The following is a 25073-nucleotide window of genomic DNA, read 5'->3' on the forward strand; positions in this document are numbered from 1 at the left end:
CCGCCGAAAATGGTACCGACTCCGGTCTGCGTCATCATGCCGATGATGGTGCCGACGATGGCGCAGGCCATGCCGACGGTGAGCGCCGATTTGGCGCTGACGGCGAGCGAGTCGCGGCAGGCGTGCAGCGTCGCCCGACCGCCGTGGCTGAAGCTGGCGAGCAGCACCAGCGCGCCGACGATGCCGGCGATGGCGAAAATGTCGACGCCGTGGCGCGACACCGCGCCCGCGATCAGCGCTAGGCCAATCCAGAAGATGACGCGCAGCGCGGTGGAGGAGACGCCGAGCACGATGCTGGCGCCGAGAATCAGCGCCACCGTCAGCGCCAGCCCCATGGTGCCGGCATAGAGCGGGGTAAAGCCCTCGAACAGCATGAAGATCAGCGCCGCCAGCGGCAATACCAGGTACCAGCCATGGACCAGCGCCTTCCAGGCGCTCGGGATCTCGGATTTCTTCATGCCGACCAGGCCGTGCCGGCCGGCCTCCAGATGCACCATCCAGAACGCGGAAGCGAAATACAGCATCGCCGGGATCACCGCGGCCTTGACGATCACCGCGTAATCGACGCCGAGCGTCTCGGCCATGATGAAGGCCACCGCGCCCATCACCGGCGGCATGATCTGGCCGCCCATCGAGGCGGTGGCCTCGACGCCGGCGGCGAACGCCCGGCGATAGCCGAAGCGGATCATCAGCGGAATGGTGAACTGGCCGACGGTGACGACGTTGGCGACGCCGGAGCCGGAGATCGTGCCCATCATGCCGGAGGCGAACACCGCGACCTTGGCGGGGCCGCCGCGGGTGCCGCCGAACAGCCCGAGCGAGACGTCGGTGAACAACTGGATCATGCCGGCGCGCTCCAGGAACGAGCCGAACAGGATGAACAGGAAGATGTAGGTCGCCGAGACGTAGATCGGCACGCCGAAGAAGCCCTCGGTGCCGAACGACAGATGGGTGATGATCTGGTCGAAGCCGTAGCCGCGATGGTTGAGCGGCGCCGGCAGATATTGCCCGAAGAACCAGTAGAGCAGGCAGACCCCGCACATCAGCGGCAGCGCCAGCCCCATCAGCCGCCTGGTGCCCTCGAAGATCAGCACCACCAAGAGCGTGCCGACCACGAGGTCGGTGGTGGTCGGATCGCCGTCGCGCGCGATCAGATCGGCATAGAAGATCCACTGATAGAGGCCGCAGAGAAAACCGACGCCGCCGACCAGCCAGCCCAGCGTGCGGCCGAGATTGGTCTTGGCGGTGAAATTGCCTATCAGTCCGAAGGTCAGCAGGATCAGGAAGCCGACATGGACGCCACGCACCACCTGGCTCGGCAGCACGTTCCAGGCCGCGATCACCAGTTGGAATGTCGCGAAGGCGATGCCGACGGCATAGGCCAGATGATCCCAGCCGCGCGGCCCGAAGCCGTCCGGAAAGCCGTGCTCGAAATTGTCGAACTCGATTTTGCCAGGGATGTGGTCGGCGGTGGTTTCAGGCTGCAGCATGGTTAGTCGTCCCTCATGAACCTGTCAGCTTGGCGCCGCGCGCGAACGCAAGCCTGATCTCCACGCGACGGCAGTGGGCCGCGGCGGTCGCGCGACGCGGCCCTTCTTCCCTCTCCCCGCTTGCGGGGAGAGGTGAATCAGGGCCGGACGCTCCGCCACTACTTGATCAGCCCTTTTTCCTTGTAGTAGCGGATCGCGCCGGGGTGCAGCGGCACCGGGCTGCCGGCGGCGGCGGTCTCGAGCTTGATCTCGCGGCCGGCGGCGTGGGCATTGGCGAGTTCGGGCAGATTGTCGAAGATCAGCTTGGTCATCTGATAGGCGACGTCGTCGGACACCGCCGAACTGGTCACCAGATAGTTGATCACCGCCGCGGTCGGCACGTCCTTGTCCTGGCCCTTGTAGGTGCCGGTCGGAATGATCGCCGACACGAACGGCGAGCCGATCTTGTCGACCACCTCCTTGGGCACCGACACCACGGTAATCTCGCTGGAATTGCTGAGGTCCTTCAGCGAGGCGACGCCGAGCCCCGCGGATTGCAAGGTGGCGGTGAGCTGGCGGTTCTTCATCAGGTCGACGGATTCGGCGAACGGCAGATACTCGACCTTGCCGATGTCCTTGTAGTCCATCCCGGCGGCCTTCAGGATGGCGCGGGAATTCAGTTCGGTGCCGGATTTCGGCGCGCCGACCGAGAGACTCTTGCCCTTCAGATCGGCCAGCGTCTTGATGCCCGACTCGGCGGTGGCGACGATCTGGATGTAGTTCGGATAGATCGCGCCGATCACCCGCAGTCTGTCGAGCTTGCTCTTGAAGCCGGCCTCCTCGTCGCCCTCCCAGGCCGACTTCAGCGAGTCGCCGAGCGAGAACGCGATCTCGCCACTGCCCTTCTGCAGCAACACCAAATTCTCCACCGAAGCCTTGGTGGCCTGCACCTGGGTCTTCACGCCGGGAATCTTGTCGCTGTAGATTTTGCCGATCGCGACGCCGAGCGGGTAGTACACCCCGGAAGTCCCGCCGGTCAGGATATTGATGAATTGTTGGGCGCGGGCCTGCGGCGCCGACAGAACACACGCGACCGCGAGGGCAGCGCCGAGCAACCTGGATGTCATGAGCGATTGTCTCCCTTTAGCTTTGTGATGAAACTGGACGGATCGACGACCGCGGTCAAGGCGTCCGATCGATCAAGCCCGCCGCAGCTTCGGAACCGGGGGCGGCCGGCGCTGTTGCACCAGACCCGTGATCGCCGCCGCGAGGCCGACGTGCCGCAGCCACAAGCCATTGCCCAGCGCCCGCTCGACGCGTTGAACTTCTTCCTCGCCGACGTGCGCGACGGGCTCGGGCCGTATCTGGCGATCTATCTGTTGACCGAACAGAAATGGGATCAGGCCTCGATCGGCGTGGTGATGGCGGTGGCGGCGGTCGCCGGCATCGTCGCGCAGACGCCGGCCGGCGCGCTGATCGACGCCAGCAAGGCGAAGCGGGCGCTGATCGTCGGCGCCGCGGTCGCGGTGACGTTGGCCTCGCTGACGCTGCCGTTCATCCACAGCTTCGCCGCGGTGGCGGCGACGCAGGCGCTGGCCGCTGCCGCAGCCGCGATCTTTCCGCCGGCGATCGCCGCGGTGACGTTGGGCATCGTCGGGCCGCGCGCTTTCGCGCGGCGGATCGGCCGCAACGAGGCGTATAACCACGCCGGCAACGCCGCAGCCGCTACGCTCGCCGGACTCTTCGCCTATGGCTTCGGGCCGATCGTGGTGTTCTGGCTGCTGGCAGCGATGGCGCTCGCCAGCGTCCTGGCGACGCTGGCGATTCCGCGCGATGCCATCGACGACGCGGTGGCGCGCGGCCTCGGCCATGGCGCCGGCGGCGGCGACGACGCGCAAGACCAGCCGTCCGGCTTCACCGTGTTGCTGGGCTGCAAGCCGCTGCTGATCTTCGCGGTGGCGACAGTGCTGTTTCACTTCGCCAACGCCGCGATGCTGCCCTTGGTCGGGCAGAAGCTGGCGCTCGCCAACAAGGAGCTCGGCACCACGCTGATGTCGGTGTGCATCGTCGCGGCGCAACTGGTGATGGTGCCGGTGGCGATGCTGGTCGGCGCCAAGGCCGAGGTCTGGGGCCGCAAGCCGATCTTCGCCACCGCACTCGCGGTGCTGGCGCTGCGCGGCGCGCTGTATCCGTTGTCGGACAACGCCTATTGGCTGGTCGGCGTGCAGACGCTGGACGGCGTCGGCGCCGGCATCTTCGGCGCGCTGTTTCCGCTGGTGGTCGCCGACCTCACCCGCGGCACCGGGCACTTCAACGTCAGCCAGGGCGCGATCGCCACCGCGGCCGGGCTCGGCGGCGCGCTGAGCAGCGCCGCGGCCGGAATGATCGTGGTCGAAGCCGGTTACTCGGCGGCGTTTCTGTTTCTCGCCGCGGTCGCCGCTGCGGCGCTGGCGATGTTCCTGATCGCGATGCCGGAGACCGCGCCGGGCGGCGCGCCGCAGCCCGCCGCGAAACTGTCGGCGCAACCGTTGCGCTGACGCCGCGCCAAAGGCCGGCCTCGCAATCAACCGTCATGCGGCCGCCACGCCACCCGACCGGCGCTTGCACCGGGCGCCGGCTTCGCGCGGGCAATTTAGCGCTTGGCGGGCGCCCCGCGGTTGGTTATTTCGTCGCCGCGCCAAATAATGCCGTTCGCGGGCGCGCGAAATGGCCGCAGCCGCGCCGGCATGCTTCAAATTTGAATCACTATCGCGGGTTTAACCCTACCCGCGACTTCATGAGGACATCTCAAAGATTCCATAATTTAAGCCGCTCCAGGTAAGTAGAACGGAACCCGACTTTCGGGGGAGTTCTATGACCAGCGTTGACCAGCTCAGAGGAGCGCAACTCGCGACATTCGGGCGACGAAAGGTCGCCCCGCGGGTCTGCATCGCCGACAGCAAGAAGCATTTGCGCACCTTCCTCGCCGACGCGCTCGAGGATCTCGGCTTCATCACCGGCGAATGCGCCAAGGCGGAGGAATTCGCCGCCGCGCTCGATCAGCATCAGCCGGATCTGGTGGTGCTCGGATCATCGCTCAACGGCATCCAGGCCGGCCGCATGATCGAAATCCTCGCCCAACGAGGCTTTGCCGGCCACGTGCTGGCGATCTGCCCGCGGGAATCCATCACCGCGACGGCGATCCAGCAGATGGGACGCGAGCACGGCCTATTGATGCTGCCGCCGCTGTCGACGCCGTTCAGCGCCGGCACGCTACATCATGGCGTGGCGGCGTTGCTGCCCGCCGAACCGGCGCCGAGCCCGGCGGTCGACGTCGCCGAAGCGCTAAAGGCCGGCTGGCTCGAATTGTGGTACCAGTACAAGCTCGACGCCCGCACCTTGACGCCGTGCGGCGCCGAAGCGCTGGTGCGGATGCGGCATCCGACCTGGGGCGTAGTGCCGCCAAAGCAATTCATTCCGGCCGACAACGATCAACACTTCCGCACGCTGTCGGAATTCGTCATCAACCGCACCATCGCCGATTGGCACTACCTGTTGGAACGGCAGGGCGCGATCGATCTGTCGATCAACCTGCCGATCTCGTTTCTCGCCAACCGCGACGCCGTGCACGACCTGTGCAGCTGGATGCCGTCGCATCCGGCGTTCCGCGGCCTGATCGTCGAGGTCGATGCCGCCGAGGTGATCGCCAATCTCGATCTCTTGGTCGACGTCGCCAAGCGGCTGCGGCTGCGCAACATCGCGATCGCGATCGACCGGCTCGGCGTCGACTGGCCGGCGCTGATGGAGCTAACGACGTTTCCGTTCGTGGAATTGAAGGTCGATCGCGAGCTGATCAATGGCTGCGCCGACGACCGCCTGAAACAGACCGTCTGCCGTCGCATCGTCGAACTCGCAGAAGGCTACGGCGCGCGCAGCGTGGCCACCGGCATCGAATCGCGCGCCGATCTTGTCACCGTGCACGAAATCGGCTTCGACGTCGTGCAGGGCTATCTGTTCGGCAAACCGACCGGGCTGAAGAAATTCGCCCGCACGGCGGCGGCGCAACCGTTGCGGTTGCACGACTGAACCACGCCGCGGCGCGCCACCGAGCGCCGCGCGCAAAGGTCAGTCGAACGTCATGTCGACGCATTTGGCGACGTCGGAGCCGAGCCCCGAGGCGATAATGATGCAGCCGCGGACCTTGCGCGCGGTATTGTCGCTCGCCCACACCGCGTAGCCGCCGGTGCCGAAGAACGAATTGGTGTTCGGCGGTTCGGTCTCGGCGGCGTCGAACGAATAATTGGAGTCGGTGTCGAACACCCGCGGTTTCTTGACGCAGCCGCCGTCGGTCTGGACGTTGAGGATTTCCTTGGCGTCACGGGTCATCGACAGGCTAACCGCGCAGCGATAATATTCCGAGCTGCGGACATTGAACAGATAGGCGAACGACCGGCAGGTCGCGGTATTGAGCTTGCCGGCGCTGAAGCCGCGGCCGCAGGAAATCCGCTGGTTGCTGGCCAGCTTGAACTCGTCGGCGAAGGCCGGCGCGGCCTGCGCCAACCAGCCGAGCACCAGACACCCCATCACGATCAGACGCATTGCGAATCACCTTTCGCCGACAGCCCGCGGCGCACGCCAGTAGAGCATGGCCCGCGCCGGTGAAAATCCCGGCCTCGGCCCTTCTTTCACAGCAGGGCAGATTAGCGCGGTCCCTCACGATGACAAAATCGCGAGCGGGCGTCGCCAGGTTGACGGAGAAAGCCCGTTCGTGATTTGTTCAAAGTTCAGACGCGATCGGTGCTTGATCGCTGTACAGACCGGGAGCGCGCAGATGAGATCGGGATACGCCTTGCTACTGGCCGCCGCGACGCTCGGCGCGCTGCCCGGCGCAGCGCTGGCGCAGGCCGCGACGCCGGCTGCGACGCCCTGGGTGCTCGCCCCCGATGTCGGTTACGCCTATGAGAGCAACGGCAAGACCTGGTCCTACAAGATGGGCACCAGCAACGCCAAGGATCTGTTGAAGGGCGCCAAGAAGGTGCCGAAGAATACGCTGTTCTTCATCGGCGCCAACGGTCAGCTCTATATGCGTAGCGGGCCGTATCTCGAGGACGACGGCCGGTTCAAATTCGGCCCGGGCTAGCCGGACCGGGTTCTGACTTTATGTTGGCATGTGAGGATTGCTCGCTGGGGCGAAGCGTTTCGTCATGATGAGGCGGAGCGTCATGATGGACAGCAGCGCCTCGCCATACAGCGTCGTCATTCCGGGGCGCGCGCAGCGCAAGCTGCGGGCGAACCCGGAATCTCGCAACGCGCGGTGGAGGCTTGCCGTGCAGCAGATCCGGGTTCGCTCGGGCTGATGCCCTCGCGCCCCGGAATGACGGCTTGGTAGCCTTTCACGCGAATTCTCTTCGCGCGAATCTCATTGGAGCGAATCTCATTGGAGCGAATGCAATCAAGTGAAGTCGCTATAGCGTTTTCGAGCGAAGTGGATCCCGGTTCGCGTGAAGAAAACGCGTCAAAAAACAATCTAGGGCTCCGGTTCTGATTCAATCAGAACCGGAATAGCTCTAGAATGCCGCCGCCAGTTCGCGGGCCCCGGGATTGTTGCTGTTGGCATCCATCCGGGCGTCGGTGACCGCCAGCAGTTTCGCGACGGTGTTGTGGCGGATCGCCACCGGGTTGCGCTCATAGCCGTTGCGCTGGAAGAAATTCGCGGTCGGCACCTGTTCGCGCAACGCCTGCGGCATCGTCACCATGTCGAACCCGGTGCCGTCGCCGGTGAGGTTCATCATCTCCAGTTCGGCGGCGCTGAGCGGGCGGCTGTAACCCTTCTGCCGCGCGAACAGCACCGAGGTCAGCAGTTTGTGGACCTGCAGCAGCGGGCCAACGTCGAGGTCCAGCACCATGGCGTGGATCGCCCAACCCTGCGACATGTTGCCGAGCTTTTCGTGCTCGCTCCATTGGTCCGGCACCGAACGGGCGAACGCCACCATCCGCTTCACCACCGCGATCTTGCGCTCCAGCGCCTGCCGCGGTGGGCCGCTCAATCTCGCCGCTTTCTGCGTCAATTCCGCGACGATGGCGTGGCCCTGCTCGGCCATCAGTTCGACGCTGTTGGTGGTGAGCAGCTGATTGTAGCCGATCGCCGTGGAGATCGCACGCGAGCCGGGCCGCGACGCGCTCAGTCCCGACTGCATGTCGTGGCCGCCATTGCCGCCGGTCTCGAACGCATAGACCCGCACCGCCTGCTCGCGGGTCAAGCCGGCGGCGAGTGCGACGCGGGCATAGGCGCGCTTGAATTCGACCTCGGCGGCGGGGCGCTGCGGCGCGAATTGATAATGCTCGGTGGCCGCCTGCACCAGATCGCCCACCAGCGGAATGGTCTTACGCTCCCGTCCGGGCTCCGGCTTGTCCTGGGGTTGCGGATCGACCGGCCGCTTCGGCCCGTCATAGACCGGCGGCTGCACCAGCACGTAGTCGTCGAGCGTCACCGGCTCGCCGTCGCGGCGCTTGGCGTTGCGGCCGCGCCGCTTCTCGGAGATCGCGCTCCAATAGGCGCTGGCGTCGGTCTCGTACTCCTGCCGGGCCTCGAGATAGTCCTGCAGCCTGGCACGATATTCGGCGATCGCCTGCGGCGAGGCGCTCTGCGCCATCGCGTCGGCGACGCCGGCGGGAACCGGGTCATCGGCCAAGGCCGGCGCCGCCATCAGCAGCAGCGGCAACGTCAGCGCGCGGCCAAACCAGCGAATCGGATCGGGTATCATCGCTGTCTTTTAGCAAGCATGGCGCGCAAGTCAGCCCCGAACTTCCGCGACATGACGACGGAGCAGCAGCGTGCCGCACGTGCCGGTTCCATCGCTTGGCGCCGATCAGGCGGCGCGCACCGTGTTCATGAACCTGCTGACCTCATGCTTCAGCCGGTCGCTGTCGCGCGACAGCGTCTGCGCCGCCGCCAACACCTGCGACGAGGCCGAGCCGGTCTCGGAGGCGCCGCGCTGCACGTCGGTGATGTTGGAGCTGACCTGCTGGGTGCCTTGCGCCGCCTGCTGCACGTTGCGGGAAATCTCCTGCGTCGCGGCGCCCTGCTCCTCCACCGCCGACGCGATCGTGGAAGCGATCTCCGACATCTTGCCGATGGTGTCGCCGATCTCACGGATCGCGCCGACGGATTCCTGCGTCGCCGCCTGAATCCCGGTGATCTGCTGGCCGATCTCGCCGGTGGCCTTGGCGGTCTGCTCGGCCAGCGCTTTCACTTCCGAGGCGACCACGGCGAAGCCGCGGCCGGCCTCGCCGGCGCGGGCCGCTTCGATGGTCGCATTCAGCGCCAGCAGATTGGTCTGCCCGGCGATGGTGTTGATCAGTTCGACCACGTCGCCGATCCGCGCCGCCGCCTTGGCCAGTTCGCCGACCCGGTCGTTGGTCTTGCGCGCCTGATCCACCGCCTCGTGAGCGATGCGCGAGGATTCCTGCACCTGCCGGCTGATTTCGTTGACCGACGAGCTCATCTCCTCGGTGGCCGAGGCCACCGACTGCACGTTGGTCGAGGCCTCTTCCGAAGCCGCCGCCACCACGGTGGTGAGCTGTTCGGCGCGTTCGGAGGTGGCCGACAGCGTGCTGGCGGAGGCTTCCAGCTCGGTCGCCGCCGACGACACCGTCTGAATGATCTCGCCGACCGCGGCCTCGAAATCGCTCGCCAGTTTGTTCATCTCGGTCTTGCGCTGAACGACGGCGCGCTGTTCGACCGCTTCCTGCTCCTGCTTCAACCGTTCGACCTCGAGGCCGTTGGTCTTGAACACCTCGACGGTGCGCGCCATCTCGCCGATTTCGTCGCGGCGCGCGGCGCCCGGGACGCTGGCCTTGAAATCGCCGAGCGCGAAAGTCTCCATCACGCTCTTCAACCGGCCGATCGGCTGCGACAAGCCCTTGATGCCGATCCACATCGCGGTGGCGAGCGCCAGCAGCGTGGCGATGATTCCGGCCGCCCACACCGTCCGGATCGAAGCGGTGGCGCGTTGCGTCATCTCTTCGGAATGCGCGGCGGCATCGGCCAGCAGCACGTCGACCATCGCGAAGTGCGCCTTCAGCCCGGCCTCGATCTGCGGCACGCATTCCGCCTTGAGCCGGTTCGCCGCGGTCAGGTTGTCCTCAGTCGACGAGGTCGTGGCGGCGAATTGAATGACCGGGTCGCAAGCCGCAAACGCCGTGGCAAATTTCTCGAGCACCGGGTTGATCACCCCCGCCTTCTCCGGCATCGCCAGCAGCACCGCGGCCATGCCCTTCTCGAACGACTGGCGGCTCTGCCTGCCCTGCGCCAACAGACTGGCGTTGCCGGCATCGGTGGTTTCCGCCAGCAGCTGGAACGCGGTCGACACGTAGTTCTCGGCGCGCCTTGCCGCGCGCACCGCCAGCGTCGAGGATTTGTCGATCCGGGTCACCATGTCGCTGCTGGCGTCGTCCATCTGCCGCATCTGCATCGCGGCAAAGCTCACCACGCCGAGCAACATCAGCGCCATCAGGCTGACGATCAGACTGATCTTGAAAACGATTTTGAGGTTGTTGAGCCAGGACATGTCGTGCTCCAGCGCCGACGCGCGGTTTGATCGGCTTCAGGCAACACAACCGAGCCGTTGTTCAAATTCTGCTGCATAAGTAGAGTCGGGAAATCTACGCCCTGTTAATTTGGAACCCGGTACCATTACCAGGCGGGTCAATGCAGCACTGTGCCGCGGTAAGATGCGCGCGTTCGAGGTACTTGGCGTTGCCGGCGTCGGCGGTTTCCGCCGCCAATTCAAATGTCGCCGCGATATGGGCGTTGGCCTGGCTGGTGGCGAGCACGGTCATGCTGGTGAACGTGCCGACCCGATCGACCAGATCCGAATAATTGTCGCCGACGGCCTTCAGGCGGACCGATGCAAAGCTCGCCACCCCGATCGTCGCCATCGCCATCAGCGCGACGATCCGTACGAACTTAAAGGTGATCTCGAGATTATTCAGCAAAGACATGCCGCACTCCGAGCAACGACGGCGCTGATCAGCGCGGGAAGGTGCATCGCTGATACATCGCGCCCGCACCGATCGTGAGCCATAGGGTTGGCCGGTCACTCGTTCGTTAATTTGCCGCCGGGTAAAATTACCTGCGTGGCGGGAAACCAGCCGGCGTCAGCGCGCGACGCCGGACGCCGGATCGCTCGCCGGCACGATCGGCAGATCCAACAGGAATCGGGCGCCGGGCCGGTTCGAGACCGCCTGCAGACGGCCGCGCAGCTGCCGCACCAGGCCGGAAATCACCTTGAAGCCGAGGCTGTTTCGCGGCGCATTGACATCGAAGCCGTCGGGCAGCCCGACGCCCTGATCGGCGACCTCGACATGAAGCCGGCCGTTGACGGCGCCGGCCGATAGTTCGATCACGCCGCCGCGATCGGCGTAGGCGTGTTTGACGGCGTTGGTGACCAACTCATTGATCAACAGCCCGAGCGGAATGCCGTGATCCGCCGACAGCAGCATCGGGTCGGCTCGATAACAGATCCGGTTGCCGTTCGCGTTGGCCTGCAAGCGCCCGCAGAACTCCGCGATGAAATCGGCGAGATCGATAAAGCCGATGCGCGAGCCGCGCGCCAGATTGTCGTGCACCTGGGCGATGGTGGCGACCCGCGACGAGGCTTCCTGCAGCGCCGCCCGTACCTCCTCGGAGGCGGCGCTGCGCGATTGGACCCGCAGCAGCCCGACCACGGAGGCCAGGCTGTTCTTGACCCGGTGGCTCATCTCCCGGGTCAGCAGCGCTTGATGCTCGAGCGCCTCGGCGAGCCGGTCGTCGGCGTGCTGGCGTTCGATCGCGATCCCGAGCAGGCCGGCAAAACCGGCGAGAAATTCGGCGTCGGCCTGGTCGAACCGGCCGGGATCGGCGCTGTCGACTTCGAGCACGCCGAAGTAGTCCTGGCCCTCGGCGCCGCGTTCGATCAGCACGTTGATGGCGCGGGTGACGCCGTAGTCGATCAGCAGCTGCGGGGTACGAAATCGGGCTTCGGTCTGCAGCTGATTTGAAATCACCGGCTGCCGGGTGTGATAGGCATATCCCGCCGGCGAGCCGGTGTCGGTCGCGAACCAGAGCGCGTCGATACGATCCGGCGCCCAGCCGACGCCGGCGCGCCCGATCAGGCGGTTCTCGCCGGGCACGAATTCCAGCACCTTGGCAAACGGCGCCCGCAGCCCGGCGGCGCATAACTCGGCGGCGCGCTGCAGGATCTGGCCGACGTCACGGATTTGCAACGCCGCGCGGCTGAATTCCCCCAACAAGGATTGTTGCCTGAGCCGATATTGCAATTCGTCGCGCGCCGTCTCAGAACGCAAATGGATCGGGAAATCCGCGTCCTTCTCGATGGGCTCCAGCATGACGGGCTCCGGCAGAATCCGGCCGCAGGCGGCGGCGGCCACCTGAGCGCCGAATGGTGAGATGCGAATCTCTGCCGCGATTTTGCCGCGTTTCGCCGATTCGGTCTGACCAAAACCGGACATCACGCCGGTCGAGCGGCATTTTTCTACCCCTCGATCTTTCCCGGCAGTCTGTGGTGTGGACCACCGACACGTCCCTGATTCGCGTGCAATGAATGAGGTGTACCAAGGAGGTACGCCATGTTTGACCGTGACGAAGAGCGTCGACTTGACCTCGAATGCCTGCGGCTCGCCGCCGACTTTCGCCAGATCGCCAGCGATACGCTGAACCCGGACCTGAAGTCCCAGTGCCTGCGAATGGCGCAGATGTGGTCCGAGCAGTGCGCGGACCGCGCGGCCGAGCCGGTCGCGGCGCGCGCAGTCGCCGTCCATTGATGGCAGCCTTCCTCTCCCACGCTCCCCCTCCACCCGTCGTTCTTATCGTAGAAGACGATGCGCTGCTGCGCATGCTGGCCGCCGATGTCGTAGAGGACGCCGGACATATTGCTCTGCAAGCATGTGACGCAGACGAGGCCTTGGCGATCCTGCGCGCCCGGATCGACGTTGCGATGGTGTTTACCGACATCAACATGCCCGGAAGCATGAACGGGCTGGAACTCGCCCATGCGGTGAGCGTGGGCTGGCCGCCGATCAAGATCGTGATCGCCTCCGGACGGGTTCGGTTGTTGGCTTCCGATATGCCACCGGACTGCGGCTTTCTCGGCAAGCCTTACTTGATGTCAGACCTGACCGCGCATCTGCGGTCGCTGATAGGTCGCGGCGCAGCCTGTTCGTAACACCGTGGTGTCCGCCCAACCTCTGTGAGCGATTTTGGCCAGACTCCGGGCGCCGCAACGTGCTCACACTCAATAACATGTCGGACAGCCGCCGCGCCGATATCGGAAGCGACCTCCGGAAGCCGAGGCAACCCGCCGTGCGTCACCCTGCTGACGATTCAATCGAACGGCCCAACCAGTTGCTGGCGGCGATGGAGCCTGCCAGCCGCCACCGCATCGAACCGCATCTGGAGCCGATCCATTTCAAGCTCGGCGACATGGTGTGCGATGCCGGCGGCCAGCTGAAACATGCCTATTTCCCGCAAGGATCGGTGCTGTCGCTGCTCACCGTGCTGGAGGACGGCGCCGCCATCGAGACCGCCAATATCGGCCGCGAGGGCGGCTTCGGACTGTTCGCGGCGATGTACAGCCGGGTCTCGTTCAACCGCTGCATCGTGCAGCTGCAGGGCCACACCGCGCGTTGTCCGATCGAATTGTTGCAATACGAATTCAAGACCAGCGAGCACATCCGCAATCTGTTTGTCAGCTATTCGGGAACCCTGCTCTCGCAGGTGCAGCAAACCGTGGCCTGCAACGCGATGCATTCCACCGAGCGACGCATCTGCCGCTGGCTGCTGATGATGCATGACCGTACCGGCGACGATGCGCTGCCCTACACCCACGACTTCCTCGCGCAGATCCTTGGCGCCAACCGCAAATCGGTGACGCTGGCGGCGCAGGCGATGCAGACCGCCGGACTGATCAGCTATCACCGCGGCACCATCCAGGTGCTCGACCGACCAGGCCTCGAGCAGGCGTCCTGCGAGTGCTATGCCATCGTCAAACAGCGCTTCGATGCCTTCCTGAAGCCGCCCCCCACCGCGGTGCAGGGCCATAGTCGGAGCGGCCGCGCCGCCATGTAACAAAATATCACGCCGAAATATCGCGGTCACAGTTGGACCTTTCTCTCGACCAACACGTTCTGGTTGTGTACGGTATCGGACTGAGCATTGAAGGGATGGGCTGTGTTGGAGCGTTCTGCCAAGGACACGTTCGATTCGAAGGCCTTCCTCGCCGGAGTCGGCGCGGGCAAGGCCATCCTGGAATTTCGCAAGAATCAGACCGTCTATGTCCAAGGCGATCCGGCCAGCGCGGTGTTCTACATCCAGAAGGGCCGGATCAAGCTCACCGTGCTGTCCGAACAGGGCAAGGAAGCGGTGGTGGCGATCATGGAGCCCGGCCAATTCTTCGGCGAGGGCTGCCTGAACGGGCATTCGCAGCGCATCGCCACCACGGTGGCGATGGAGGATTCGGTGGTCACCTCGATCTCCAAGGAGGCGATGCTGAGCACGCTGCGCAATCAGCCAAAATTCTCCGAAACCTTCATGGCCTATCTGCTGACCCGCAACAGCCGGATCGAAGAGGATTTGATCGATCAGCTGTTCAATTCCAGCGAGAAGCGGCTGGCGCGGCTGCTGCTGCTGCTCGCCAATTTCGGCAAGGAAGGCAACCCGCAGCCGATCACGCCGCATATCAGCCAGGAGACGCTGGCAGAGATGATCGGAACCACGCGCTCGCGGGTCAGCTTCTTCATGAACAAATTCCGCAAGCTCGGACTGATCAGCTACAACGGCAAAATCGAAGTCAACAGTTCGCTGCTCAACGCGGTTCTGCACGATAAGCCGCATATCGAGCGCGAATCCGAAAAGAACGAGCTCTGAACCGCACGCCGGGCGTTGGCGTCGCGCTCTTTTCAAGCCGAGCGCGAATGCTGCAAAGCAGCAAAGCGCGGCCGCGTCCAATAGTGAACAGCGAATCCTGCCTCGTATCGTTACGATGTTTGATCGCCAAATCGCCCATCCGGCAGCCGCTGGCGACTGGGAGTGTTGCGCTTCCGCCTCTTTGTGGAGGAAACGAGATGCGCCAGGTGCCGTTGCAATATCCCAAGACCGCCTGCGCCGATAACCTCGCCACCGTACACTGCCGCGACTGCGGATCGAATCAGCCGATGGCGGTGTTGGGGCACTATCCGCTGCTGTATTGCGGCAAGGACGCCGTGCTTTATCAGTGCACAGCTTGCGGCTCGGAACGAACCGCAAGCCTGCCACCCGGCGCGCCTGCGTCGGAAAACAGGAACTAGCCGGCGCGAGCCGTGTTACACTTCCGCGTGTATATGGCCGGGTTTGCAAGCTTCCGTGCTATGAAGTCGTTTGCGGCTTAGCCTGCCAGGGTTTTACGCGGCTAATCAGCAGCGGGGTACGGGCGCTGATGCCCTGCCATCGCTTGGGGGGTGACGATGCCGTTCGTTCGCAACGCTGATTCGCCGGGCGGCCGGGTGTTGCGAGAAACGCCGCCCTCGCCCTGCGCCCGGTGCGGCGGGCGAATGTGCGTCACTCGCATCGAACCGATGGCCTGTGGCCGCGACCTGCGGACCTTCGAATGCTCCAAATGCGGCCATGTCGTGCAATACAGCGTCGGCTATGGAACCGCGACACCCTGGGTGCTGGTCGACCGCCGCTATTGACGGCGACGCTTGAACGCCGCGGCGTGAACGACCGCGTTGCGCTCAGCTCGCCGGATCCTTCAGTAAGCCGCCGACCTTGTCGCGCAGCTCGCGCTTCAACACCTTGCCGAGCGAATTGCGCGGCAATTCGTCGACGATGAACACGTGTTTCGGCTTCTTGTAGCCGGCAACCAGTCCGCGCACCGCATCAACGATCGATTGCGGCGAAGGCGTCATCCCCGGCAGCGGCTCGACAAACGCGACCACCGCCTCGCCGAAGACCGCGTCGGGAATGCCGATCACCGCGGCCTCGGCGACATCAGGATTAGCCAGCAAGGCCAGCTCGACCTCCTTGGTGTAGATGTTGAAGCCGCCGCTCAGCACCATGTCCTTCTTGCGATCGACGATATAGAGATAGCCGTCGTCATCGGCTCGCGCCACGTCGCCGGTGCGAATCCAGCCGTCCTCGATCGCCTTGGCGGTCTCCTCCGGCCGGTTGTAGTAGCCGCGCATCACCGAGTAGCGGCCGGGTTCGCCGACCCGCACCAACAGTTCGCCGGCCTCGCCGGTCTTCACCGCACGGCCGGCCTCGTCGACGATCCGCACCTCGACGCCCGGCGTCGGGCGGCCGATGGAAGCGGCGTGATCGAACTGTTCCTCGTGCGACAGCGAGGTGACGCCGCCGACCTCGGTCATCGCGAAGAACGACACCAGCCGCACCTGCGGCAACAGCGCGATGAAGCGGCGCTTCAGTTCCACCGGAAAGGCTTCGCCGGTGACCACGATGCGGCGCAGCGAGGCGCATTTCGCCGGATCGGCCTCGATTTCCGGCAGCATCATCCGGCACACCGTCGGCACCATGCCGACCACGCTGATCTGTTCGCGGGCGATCAGGTCGATGGTCTGCTTGGGATCGAACTTCTTCATCACCACCAGCGTGCCGCCCAGCGTCAAGGCATTCGCCATCCGCGCAAAGCCGGTGCGATGCGCCAGCGGCGTGGTGACCAGATAATGATCGTCGCGCGAAATCCCCCACTCCACCGCATTGATGAAGCAATGCTGGGTGATGATATTGGCGTGGGTGATGATCGCACCCTTCGGCGCCCCGGTGGTGCCCGAGGTGTACATGATCACCGCGTCGTCGGACTGCACCGACAACAGCGGCAGCGGCGCGATCGCGGCGTCGCGCAGGCTCACATAGTCGAGCGCGCCGTCTGCGCCCGGCCCGACCGCGATGCGCACCGCGTCGGGATGAGCCGCAAGCACGCCCCGGATCGCCTCGCCCGGGCCTTCGAAGGCGATGACGGCGGGCCGGCTGTCGGCACAGATGTGCTGCAATTCGTGCGGCGTCAGCCGGGTGGTCACCGGCACCACGATGGCGCCGAGCGAAAACGCCGCGAACAACAATTCGACGATCTCGACCCCGTTATTGAGAAACAGCACGATGCGGTCGCCCGCGCCGAGCCCGTGTTGCCGCAGCCCGCTGGCGACGTGGGCGATGCGGCGCTCGAGATCGCGATAGACGATCCGCTCCTCGGCGCAGACCAAGGCGGTCTTGTCGGGAAAGCGCACCGCCTGCGCACGCAGGATGGTTTCCAGTCGCATGATGTCCCTAGACCAGTTTGAAGGCGGGGTATTGCACATCGTTGCTGAGATGATCCCAGGTCACCTCGACGCGCTGGCCGATCGCCACGCTATCGGGATCGGAGCCGAGGATATTGCCGAGAATCCGCACGCCCTCGTCGAGCTCGATCGTCGCCACCGACAGCGGCAGCCGGCCGTCGAGGCCCGGTCCCGGCACCCGGATCACCGTGCAGGCGTAGATAGTGCCCTTGCCGGAGACCTCGCGCCATTCCAGGTTGCGGCTGCCGGTGAAGATCGAGACCGGCCGCGGATAATGCTGGAATTGCCCGGTGTCCTTGCAATATTGCAGCACCAGCTTGCCTTGTTGGGCGCCGTCCCAAAACGCCTGGGTGTCGACATAGGTGGACGGCTTGGGGACCGCGCGGCCCGCTTTGTCTTCAGCCATGGTTCAGGCCTCCAAAATCATGGCGGCGCTGGTACCCCAGTTCCGCGCGTAAGGGATGACGCCGATGCCGGTGATCAGCGCGTTGCTGGGATTGGCGACCTGACGGCCGCCGCCTTCGCCAAACATCTGACGCACCGCTTCCGCCAGATTCAGCCCGCCAGAGGCGAGCCCGGGCTGACCGGCGGAAATCTGCCCGCCGCCGGTGTTGAGCGGCAGCGTGCCCTTGAACGACAGGTCGGTGTCGAGCGTGAAGTCGCTGCCCTGGCCGCGCTTGCAGAAGCCGAAGTCTTCGAACTTCATCATCACCGCGATGGTGAAGTCGTCGTAAGGCTGGAACATCTTGATGTCCTTGGCGCCGAGCCCGGACTGCTTGTAGAGCTTCGGCGCGATCTTGGAGAACCCGGTCTCGGTGATGTCCGGGCAGGACTGGTTGCCGTTGACGTTGGTGATCTCGGCATAGGCGGTGGGGTAGACCATCTTGCTGATGCCGAGGCTCTTCGCCTTGGCCTCGCTGGTGACAAGGAAGGCGTTGGCGCCGTCGCAGAACATCACGCAATCCAACAGCCGCAGCGGGTCGGCGATGACGCGCGACTTGTTGTAGTCGTCCATGGTGATCGGGGTCTTGAACTTGGCGTAGGCATTGTCGTTATGCAGCGCGTGCTCGCGCTGGGTGATGGCGATCTTGCCGAGCGCGTCGGACTTCAGACCGTATTGATGCTTGTAGCGGCTCATCAACAGCCCGAAGGTGGCCGGCGGCCCCTGCACGCCCGGCGGGTCCTGGAATTCGCCGCGATAGGCGCCGTAATTGGCGCGCCACGACGTGCTCGGCGCATCCGCCGACAGCACCACCACCACCTCGCACAAGCCGTCGCGGATCGCCGACGCCGCGCGCGCCACGCCGCCGGTGGCCGAGCAGCCGCCGGTGCCGCCATAGTTCAGCCAAGTGGGAGTAAGCCCGAGCGCCTCGGTCATGTAGACCGCGAAGAACGGATTCGGGCATTCGCTGAGCGGCGCGGTGACGGCGAGGCCGTCGATCGCGTCCTTCTCGATGCCGGTCGCGGCCAACAGCTTCGCCAGCGCCTCGCCGCCGAGGTCATAGGCGCTGCGGCCGGATTTGTAGTCGATCGCGGTCTCGGAATAGCCGGCGATCACGATGTCGCGTTTGCTGCTCATGGTCATTCTCCGCGGAACGCTGGCGATCGCTTGTCCTTGAAGGCGGTCAGGCCCTCGTCGCGATCTTTGGTGAAATAGAGAAGGAAGGAGGCGTCGCCCTCGGCCTCGAAGCCGTCCGGCAGCGCCATGTCGATGCCGCGGTCGATCACCGACTTGGTCATCATCACCGGGATCGGCGCGTTGTCGCTGATGCTTCTGGCGATCTCGCGCGCCTTGTCGATGGCGTGGCCGGCCTCGGTGACGTGGTTGACCAGCCGGTAGCGTTCCGCCTCGGCGGCGGTGATGCGGCGGCCGGTCCACATCAATTCCTTGGCCAGCGGCTTGCCGATCAGCCGCGGCAGGGTCTGGGTGCCGCCGCCGCCCGGCATCATGCCGAGCTTGATTTCCGGCAAGCCGAATTTGGCATTGGCGCCGGCGACGATGATGTCGCCGACCAGCGCAAGCTCCAGCCCGCCGCCGAGCGCAAAGCCTTCGATCGCCGCGATCAACGGCTTGGTGAAGGCACCGATCTCGCGGAACAGCCGGTTGACCTTGCGGCCGCGCTTGCGAAACCGATAGAAATCGAAATAGCCGTTCTCGGCGATCTGGAATTCGCTGGTGTCGATGCCGGTGCAGAACGCCTTGTCGCTGCCGCGCAGGATCACCGCGCGGACCTCGCGGTCGTGCTCGACCTCGCCGAGAATCGCCAGAATTTCCTCCGCGGTCTGCTCGCGCAGCGAGTTTAGCTTGTCCGGCCGGTTGATGGTGATCTCGATCCAGCCGCTCTCGCGCGACAGAATGACGTCCTGATAGTTCATGGGCGCTCCAGGGTGTTAGGCTTCGTTGTCAGGTCACGAGTCGGTCTCTTCGCCGCCCATCGCCGCGGCGATCTGCGCGTGCAGTTCGGCGATGCGTTGCGGGTCGGCGCGCGCGGCGTCGTCGATCTTGACTTCCAGCGCAATCTTGGCCGGCTGGCTCAGCACGATGGCGCGATCCGCCATTTCCAGTGCGTCGTCGATGCGATGGGTGATCAGCACGCAGGTTTTGCCGAGTTCGCGGGCGATCTGGTAGAAGTCGCGGCGCAGCGCGCCGGAGGTGACGTGGTCGAGCTGGCTGAAGGATTCGTCGAGAAACACGATCTCCGGGTCGATCGCCAGTGCGCGCGCCAGCGACACCCGCTGCCGCATGCCGCCGGACAGTTCGTGGACGTATCGGTCGTCGGCGCCGTCGAGCCGCACCCGGGCCAGCCATTCCTTGGCGCGGCGGCGGGCGTCCGGCTTGGAGACGCCGAGGATCAACAGCCCGAGTTCGGCGTTCTCGACCGCGGTGCGCCACGGCAACAGCCGGTCGGTCTGGAACGACACCGACAACCGACCCTTCAGCGCCTTGAAGGAATCGTGCGGATCGAAGCCGGCGACCCGCACCGATCCGGAGTTCGGCGCGGTGGTGCCCATGATCAGGTTGAGCACGGTGCTCTTGCCGGCGCCGGTCTGGCCGAGCAGCACCACGATCTCGCCGCGCCGCACGTTGAGCGACAGGTTGTCGACCGCGAGATAGCTGCCGAATTGCTTGGTGACGCCTTTGACTTCAATGAGGTTGTCGATCATCGCACCGTTGCCTCCGCACGCCAGCGCAGCGTGACCTTCTCGACGGCGTTGACTGCCGCCTGCAGCGCCAGATTGAGGATCACCAGGAAGAAGGTCCAGGCCAGCACCTGGTCGATCCGGAAGGTGGATTGCGCCAGATTCATCCGCGCGCCGATGCCGACCGCCGAGGCCACCAGTTCGGCGAAGATCACCATGCGGATCGCGTAGCCGATCACCGACTTGGTGGTGAGAAAGATGTAGGGCACGATATGCGGCAGGATCAGATAGCGCAGCACCTGCCAGCGCGACGGCCGGAAGCTCTCGATCATGTCGACCAGATCCTTCGGCAGTGCGCGCACGCCCTCGTAGACGTTGAGCGCGTAGAACGGCAGCAGGATCACCAGCAGGATAAAGAAGATCCGGGTCTCCGGGTTCTTGAACCAGAACACCGCGATCAGCATCCAGGACAGCGCCGGAATCCCGGTGTCGATCAGCACGATCGCCTTCAGATACGGCCGGATCCAGCGCACCGTGCCCATCGCCAGGCCGAACAGCACGCCGAGCGTCATCGCCACCGCCACCGCGGCGGTGAGCCGGATCAGCGTGATGCCGACATGGTAGGGATCGGTGAAGAACAATTCGCGCGCCGCCGCCCACACCGCGACCGGCGACGGCATGATATAGTCCGGCACGTAGCGGCTGGTAATCTCCATCGCGATCAGCATCGCGATCACCACGACGGCGGTGGCGAACAGGTCGCGGCGATTTTCCGGATTGTTGTGCGGCCGCACCGCCGCGGGCAGCGGCTTGACCACGAGTTGGTCGGCCGGCGCCGTGGCGCGCGGCGAGGGATTGCTGTTGACGCTCACTGCCATGTTGTCCGCCACGCTCATCAGATCGCAAAAAACTTGTCGTCGACCGGCTTGGTCAAAAGCCCGTTGCGGGCGAGAAACTCGCTGGCCTTCAGCACTGAATTGCGCGACGCCGGGTCCGACATCGGCCGGAAGTTGAAGGTCAAGCGCCTGGAGCCCATCGCCTCTTTCAGGATGTCGTTGGCGACCCCGGTCTTGGCGCCGAACAGATCGACCGCTTTCGCGGTGTCGGCGTTGATGCCGTTCAGGCAGTCCTCGAACACGCCGGCGATCTTGGCGGCGATCCCCGGATTCTTGTCGAGCAGCTCCTGGCGCACGCCGACGCCGAAATACGGCAGGTCGCCCTCGCCGATCTTGTGATAGGCGTCGCCGGCCTTGAAGATCACCCGCAGCTCCGGCTTCTTCATCAGGCCGGTGGTGATGTTGGGCTCCCAGGACAACGCGGCGTCGGCGCGATCCGCCATCACCAGAGTGACGGAGGCCGCCGGATTGTCGACGTTCTGAATGGTGGCGTCGTTCTCGATGTCGAGCCCGCTGCCTTCCTTGATCAGCGCCCGCACCATCCGATAGGTGCCGGTGGATTGCAGGGCCGCGATGGTCTTGCCGCGCAGCTGCTTCACCTCGCTGACGCCGGATTTCGGCGCCAGCAGCGCGATCATGTTGGCGTCGGTGATGGTGCAGAGATACTTGATCGGCACCCCGGCCTGATGCCTCGCGGCAAAAGTGTCCCAGCTCCCGATGCAGACATCGTAATTGCCGGCGACGAAATCATTGTAGTAGGTCGAGACCGCGGTGTAGGGCGCGGGGTCGGGCAGCGTCAGCCCGTGCCGGGCTCCGAGCTTGTTGGCGAGGATGTATTGCACCGGCAGCACGGTGAAACCGGGTTGCAGCGAGGCCCAGCGTACCGCCACATCGGCGGCCAAGGCCGGCCGTCCGGCGGCGAGCAGCATCGCGGCGGACGCCGATCCGAACGCGAAATCGCGCCGTGTCAATCCGTTCATGTTTCTCTCCCGAGGTCGCGTTCGTTGCGCGTTCGTTGCGGATGCGTGCGGCTTCGCCGCTACGCCCCGATGTGTTGGATGCAGTCTAACCTTGCCAAAGCCGAGACGTCGGCGCAATTTCGCCGCTGCAACGTTCCAAAAATGAGACGATAGGCGGCGCGCGGCTCGGCGCGCCAGCCAGGGAGGCAAGGGTCCGGATGCCGCGAAAGCTCGATCTCAACGCGCTGCTGCTGTTCTTCGAAGTCACCAATGCGCGCAGCATCAGCGCGGCCGCGGCCAAGCTCGGGATTCCGAAATCCACCATCAGCCGCAAGATCCAGTTCCTCGAGGATCAGACCGGCGCGACCTTGTTCCGCAAGGGCAGCCGCAAGCTCACCACCACCGACATCGGTCAGACGCTGTACGAGCATTGCGAGCGGATCGCCGCCGAGATCGAGGAAGCCGGGCTCGGCACCGCGCGGATGCAGACCGAATTGCGCGGCACGCTGCGGGTCAGCATGCCGGTGGATTTCGGCATCGGCTGGCTGTCGAGCGCGCTCGCCGCCTTCGCGGTGGCCTATCCGGACATCCATCTGGTGATCGACGCCAACAGCCGCTGGGTCGACGTCACGGTCGAGCCCTACGACGTCGCGGTGCAGCTCGGCCCGTTGCCGCAAACCCAGGGCGGCACGCGGCCCTTGGCGAGCATCACCCGCGGCGTCTATGCCAGCCCGGAATTTCTGCGGCGCGCCGGCTCGCCCTTGAACATCGACGAGTTCGGCCGGTTCGACTGCGTCGTCACCGAACACCAGCGCGCCGAAGGGGTGTGGAACTTCCGCAGCGCGCAGGGCGCCAAGGTGATCAACGTCGCCGGCCGCATCACCGTCAATCACATCGGCATCGCCCGCGAACTGGTGATCGGCGGCGTCGGGCTCGGCATCCTGCCGAACATCATGTGCCAGAACGACGTCCGCGCCAAACGGCTGAGCCGCGTCTTGACCGATTGGGAAAGCCCGGCGCTGCAGGTCTCGGCGACCTTTCCCGGCAAGCGCAAGGAATCGCGCCGGCTGCGCACCTTCCTGGATTTCCTCGAGCAGAAGCTGAAGATCGAAGGCGACCCGCGCGGCCGCGGCCCGGCGCGGCACGCCTAGGCTGGCGCGGCGCGGCGGGTCCATGCGCTACACCACGCCGCAGCTTTGATAGACGTGCTTGATCTCGAGGAAATCGATCAGCGCGTCATAGCCGTGCAGGCGGCCGAGTCCGCTGCGGCGATAGCCGCCGGTCTCCGCTTCGGCGAACAGCTTGTTGTGGTCGTTGATCCACACCGTGCCGTTGCGCAGCGCGCGCGCCACCCGCATCGCGCGGGCGCCGTCATGGGTCCACACGCTGGCGGATAACCCATAATCGCTGTGATTGGCGCGCGCCACCGCCTCCTTCTCATCCTCGAATTTCTCCAGCACCACCAGCGGGCCGAAGATTTCCTCCTGGACGAAGAACGTCGACGTATCGCGATGCGCCACGAGCGTCGGTGACAGGAAGTAACCGTTGGCAAGATCGCCGCCCGGCCTCGAGCCGCGCAGCACCACCTCGTCGGCGGCCTGCATCGCCTCGTCGATGCGCTTGGCAACGCCGGACAGCGAGGCTGCGTCGATCAAGGGGCCCATCTCGGCGCCCGCCGCAGAGCCCGGCGCGATGCGAATCTTCGCCAGCGCGGATTTCAACGCGGCTTTCATCTCCTCGTAACGCGAGGCGTGCACCAATACGCGGCGCGCCGCGGTGCATTGCTGGCCGGCGATGATGGTCGCGGCCGCGGCGAGCTTCGGCGCCACGTCGGCGACGTCGGCGTCCTCGAACACCAGGCAGGCGGATTTGCCGCCGAGCTCGAGCGACAGCTTCTTCATGGTCGGCGCCGCCGCCGCCATGATCCGCGCGCCGGTGGCGTTGGAGCCGGTGAAGCTGATGACGTCGACATCGCTCGACGTCACCAGGTGCTCAGCCACGTCGTGGCCCTGTTCGCTGACCAGATTGACCACGCCGCGCGGCAGTCCATCCGACTCGTGCAGGCATTTGATGATCGCGGCGGTGATCAGCGCGGTCTGCGGCGCCGGCTTGATCACCACGCTGCATCCGGCGGCGAACGCCGGGGTCAGCGCGCGGATCAGCAGCACCGCCGGCGCATTCCACGGAATGATCAGTCCGGCGACGCCGGCCGGCTCCTTCAATAGCGTCGAAAAGCTGCCCGGCTCGACCTCGAACACATGGCCGGGGATGTAGCGGGCAAGCCCGGCATAATAGCGGATCTCGGAGACGCTGCCGGCGATCTCGCCGCGCGCCTGCGAAAGCGGCTTGCCGTTCTCCAGCGTCAAGAGCCGCGCCAGTTGGTCGGCTTGCGCCTCCATCCGGTCGGCCCAGCGCAGCATCACCATCTGCCGCAGCCGCGGGTTCTGCGCCCAGTCCGGACGCTCGAAGGCGCGCCGCGCCGCGGCCACGGCGGCCTCCGCCTCGGCGCGGCCGCTGGCCGCGAAGCCGCCGATGCCGCCGCCGGTCGCGGGATCGATCGAGGGCGCATTGGCCCCGGTCTCGGCCGGCTGCCAGGCGCCGTCGATCAGATTATTCGCATGCAGAGAAGTCATGGCCGTCATTCCCCCGAATGATATTTAGGACGGCGCGTCGTTGGGCGAGCGCCGCCTTGTCTTCGAACCGATCCGAGCGCGTCAACGCCCGGTGAATTTCGGCGCGCGCTTGCTGTTGAAGGCTTCGACGCCTTCCTTGAAGTCGTCGGACTGCCGCAACCGGCTGTAGCAATGGCCTTCCAGCTCGATCGCGATCGCCAGCGTGGAGTCCTCGGTGTCGTTGAGGAGCTTCTTGGCGGTGCGCTGCGCCAGCGGCGAGAAGCCGCGCAGCTCGTCGACCAGTCTGTCGGTCGCCTTCTCCAGCTCGGCGTCGGGCATGCATTCGGTGGCGATGCCCCATTCCAGCGCCTGCTTGCCGGGGATGCGCTTGGAGCGCATCACGATGTCCTTGGTGCGGGTGATGCCGATCATCTTCTGCAGCCGCGCCGATCCGCCGGAGCCGGGGATCTGGCCGAGCTTCTGTTCCGGCAGCGCGTATTGCGTGGTGTCCGAGGCCAGCCGGAAATCGCAGGCCAGCGACAATTCAAAACCGACGCCGAAGCAATAGCCGCGATTGGCGACGATCACCGGCTTGGCGCAGCGCGCGGGTGCTGCGATGTTCCAGGCCAGTTTCGAGACGTGCTCGGGCGAGGCCTCCATGAAGCCGCCGATATTGCCGCCGCTGGA

At 65.3% G+C, this 25073-nt stretch carries 27 protein-coding genes; 11 read left to right on the forward strand and 16 right to left on the reverse strand.

Annotation, left to right across the window (positions count from 1 at the left end):
• Both VGC77_RS12835 and VGC77_RS12840 read right to left on the reverse strand, forming a co-directional pair.
• A partial coding sequence (locus tag VGC77_RS12835; RefSeq protein ID WP_331171955.1) for a TRAP transporter fused permease subunit occupies positions 1–1490 on the reverse strand: 1490 nt, incomplete at its 3' end.
• A gap of 158 nt (positions 1491–1648) precedes the next feature.
• Complete coding sequence (locus VGC77_RS12840) at positions 1649–2596, reverse strand: TAXI family TRAP transporter solute-binding subunit (protein ID WP_331171956.1); 948 nt, start codon at positions 2594–2596, stop codon at positions 1649–1651.
• 27 nt (positions 2597–2623) lie between these two features.
• Here VGC77_RS12840 and VGC77_RS12845 point away from each other — a divergent pair, with 27 nt between their 5' ends.
• Positions 2624–4006, forward strand: coding sequence for an MFS transporter (locus tag VGC77_RS12845; RefSeq protein ID WP_414709656.1), 1383 nt, complete (start codon positions 2624–2626; stop codon positions 4004–4006).
• A gap of 316 nt (positions 4007–4322) precedes the next feature.
• Complete coding sequence (locus VGC77_RS12850; protein ID WP_331171957.1) at positions 4323–5534, forward strand: EAL domain-containing response regulator; 1212 nt, start codon at positions 4323–4325, stop codon at positions 5532–5534.
• Positions 5535–5573: 39 nt separating this feature from the next.
• Here VGC77_RS12850 and VGC77_RS12855 read toward each other — a convergent pair whose 3' ends face one another.
• Positions 5574–6047 (reverse strand): hypothetical protein, encoded by a 474-nt coding sequence (locus VGC77_RS12855; protein WP_414709657.1) that lies wholly within the window; start codon positions 6045–6047, stop codon positions 5574–5576.
• Between the two features lie 232 nt (positions 6048–6279).
• Here VGC77_RS12855 and VGC77_RS12860 point away from each other — a divergent pair, with 232 nt between their 5' ends.
• Both VGC77_RS12860 and VGC77_RS12865 read left to right on the forward strand, forming a co-directional pair.
• Entirely contained in the window at positions 6280–6588 is a 309-nt protein-coding gene (locus VGC77_RS12860; RefSeq protein ID WP_331171958.1) for a hypothetical protein, read from the forward strand.
• Between the two features lie 82 nt (positions 6589–6670).
• Positions 6671–6805, forward strand: a complete 135-nt coding sequence (locus tag VGC77_RS12865) for a hypothetical protein (protein WP_331171959.1) — start codon at positions 6671–6673, stop codon at positions 6803–6805.
• Between the two features lie 210 nt (positions 6806–7015).
• Here the strand turns inward: VGC77_RS12865 and VGC77_RS12870 are convergent, their stop codons facing one another.
• The 4 genes from VGC77_RS12870 to VGC77_RS12885 form a co-directional block, all read right to left on the reverse strand.
• Positions 7016–8212, reverse strand: a complete 1197-nt coding sequence (locus VGC77_RS12870; protein ID WP_331171960.1) for a hypothetical protein — start codon at positions 8210–8212, stop codon at positions 7016–7018.
• A 105-nt stretch (positions 8213–8317) separates the two neighbouring features.
• Positions 8318–10018 carry a methyl-accepting chemotaxis protein gene (locus VGC77_RS12875; protein WP_331171961.1) on the reverse strand — a complete coding sequence of 567 codons (1701 nt, stop codon included), beginning with the start codon at positions 10016–10018 and terminating at the stop codon, positions 8318–8320.
• Between the two features lie 94 nt (positions 10019–10112).
• Positions 10113–10445 (reverse strand): hypothetical protein, encoded by a 333-nt coding sequence (locus VGC77_RS12880; RefSeq protein WP_331171962.1) that lies wholly within the window; start codon positions 10443–10445, stop codon positions 10113–10115.
• 162 nt (positions 10446–10607) lie between these two features.
• Complete coding sequence (locus VGC77_RS12885) at positions 10608–11837, reverse strand: sensor histidine kinase (protein WP_331171963.1); 1230 nt, start codon at positions 11835–11837, stop codon at positions 10608–10610.
• Positions 11838–12077: 240 nt separating this feature from the next.
• Between VGC77_RS12885 and VGC77_RS12890 the strand changes: the two genes are divergently transcribed.
• The 6 genes from VGC77_RS12890 to VGC77_RS12915 all read left to right on the forward strand — a co-directional run bounded on the left by VGC77_RS12890 (position 12078) and on the right by VGC77_RS12915 (position 15176).
• A complete protein-coding gene (locus VGC77_RS12890) occupies positions 12078–12272 on the forward strand; it encodes a hypothetical protein (protein ID WP_331171964.1) in 195 nt (64 codons plus the stop codon).
• Positions 12272–12673: a response regulator gene (locus VGC77_RS12895; protein WP_331171965.1), complete on the forward strand. Its 402-nt coding sequence runs from the start codon at positions 12272–12274 to the stop codon at positions 12671–12673. The genes VGC77_RS12890 and VGC77_RS12895 overlap by 1 nt, the downstream gene beginning before the upstream one ends.
• A gap of 191 nt (positions 12674–12864) precedes the next feature.
• On the forward strand, positions 12865–13575 hold the full coding sequence (locus VGC77_RS12900; RefSeq protein ID WP_331171980.1) for a Crp/Fnr family transcriptional regulator: 711 nt from the start codon (positions 12865–12867) through the stop codon (positions 13573–13575).
• Positions 13576–13680: 105 nt separating this feature from the next.
• Positions 13681–14373, forward strand: a complete 693-nt coding sequence (locus VGC77_RS12905) for a Crp/Fnr family transcriptional regulator (RefSeq protein WP_331171981.1) — start codon at positions 13681–13683, stop codon at positions 14371–14373.
• 197 nt (positions 14374–14570) lie between these two features.
• A complete protein-coding gene (locus VGC77_RS12910; protein ID WP_331171966.1) occupies positions 14571–14792 on the forward strand; it encodes a hypothetical protein in 222 nt (73 codons plus the stop codon).
• A 243-nt stretch (positions 14793–15035) separates the two neighbouring features.
• The gene (locus tag VGC77_RS12915) at positions 15036–15176 is read left to right on the forward strand and encodes a hypothetical protein (RefSeq protein ID WP_331171967.1); all 141 of its coding nucleotides are present in this window, start codon (positions 15036–15038) and stop codon (positions 15174–15176) included.
• Positions 15177–15218: 42 nt separating this feature from the next.
• On the opposite strand, the gene VGC77_RS12920 is transcribed toward VGC77_RS12915, so the two are convergent.
• The 7 genes from VGC77_RS12920 to VGC77_RS12950 are packed head-to-tail and all read right to left on the reverse strand — an operon-like array spanning position 15219 to position 21795.
• Positions 15219–16760, reverse strand: a complete 1542-nt coding sequence (locus VGC77_RS12920; RefSeq protein WP_331171968.1) for a class I adenylate-forming enzyme family protein — start codon at positions 16758–16760, stop codon at positions 15219–15221.
• Positions 16761–16767: 7 nt separating this feature from the next.
• Complete coding sequence (locus VGC77_RS12925; protein ID WP_331171969.1) at positions 16768–17184, reverse strand: Zn-ribbon domain-containing OB-fold protein; 417 nt, start codon at positions 17182–17184, stop codon at positions 16768–16770.
• Positions 17185–17187: 3 nt separating this feature from the next.
• Entirely contained in the window at positions 17188–18357 is a 1170-nt protein-coding gene (locus tag VGC77_RS12930) for a thiolase family protein (protein ID WP_331171970.1), read from the reverse strand.
• A 2-nt stretch (positions 18358–18359) separates the two neighbouring features.
• Positions 18360–19154, reverse strand: coding sequence for an enoyl-CoA hydratase/isomerase family protein (locus tag VGC77_RS12935; RefSeq protein ID WP_331171971.1), 795 nt, complete (start codon positions 19152–19154; stop codon positions 18360–18362).
• A 33-nt stretch (positions 19155–19187) separates the two neighbouring features.
• On the reverse strand, positions 19188–19943 hold the full coding sequence (locus tag VGC77_RS12940) for an ABC transporter ATP-binding protein (RefSeq protein ID WP_331171972.1): 756 nt from the start codon (positions 19941–19943) through the stop codon (positions 19188–19190).
• Entirely contained in the window at positions 19940–20797 is an 858-nt protein-coding gene (locus VGC77_RS12945) for an ABC transporter permease (protein WP_331171973.1), read from the reverse strand. The genes VGC77_RS12940 and VGC77_RS12945 overlap by 4 nt, the downstream gene beginning before the upstream one ends.
• Before the next feature lie 17 nt (positions 20798–20814).
• Positions 20815–21795: an ABC transporter substrate-binding protein gene (locus VGC77_RS12950; protein WP_331171974.1), complete on the reverse strand. Its 981-nt coding sequence runs from the start codon at positions 21793–21795 to the stop codon at positions 20815–20817.
• Between the two features lie 197 nt (positions 21796–21992).
• Between VGC77_RS12950 and VGC77_RS12955 the strand changes: the two genes are divergently transcribed.
• Positions 21993–22925 (forward strand): LysR family transcriptional regulator, encoded by a 933-nt coding sequence (locus VGC77_RS12955; protein WP_331171975.1) that lies wholly within the window; start codon positions 21993–21995, stop codon positions 22923–22925.
• Positions 22926–22952: 27 nt separating this feature from the next.
• On the opposite strand, the gene VGC77_RS12960 is transcribed toward VGC77_RS12955, so the two are convergent.
• Positions 22953–24407: an aldehyde dehydrogenase family protein gene (locus tag VGC77_RS12960; protein ID WP_331171976.1), complete on the reverse strand. Its 1455-nt coding sequence runs from the start codon at positions 24405–24407 to the stop codon at positions 22953–22955.
• An 81-nt stretch (positions 24408–24488) separates the two neighbouring features.
• The coding region (locus VGC77_RS12965; protein ID WP_331171977.1) for an enoyl-CoA hydratase/isomerase family protein at positions 24489–25073 on the reverse strand (585 nt) is incomplete at its 5' end.

The sequence above is a fragment of the Rhodopseudomonas sp. genome (assembly GCF_036404135.1).
Classification (GTDB): Bacteria; Pseudomonadota; Alphaproteobacteria; order Rhizobiales; family Xanthobacteraceae; genus Rhodopseudomonas_A.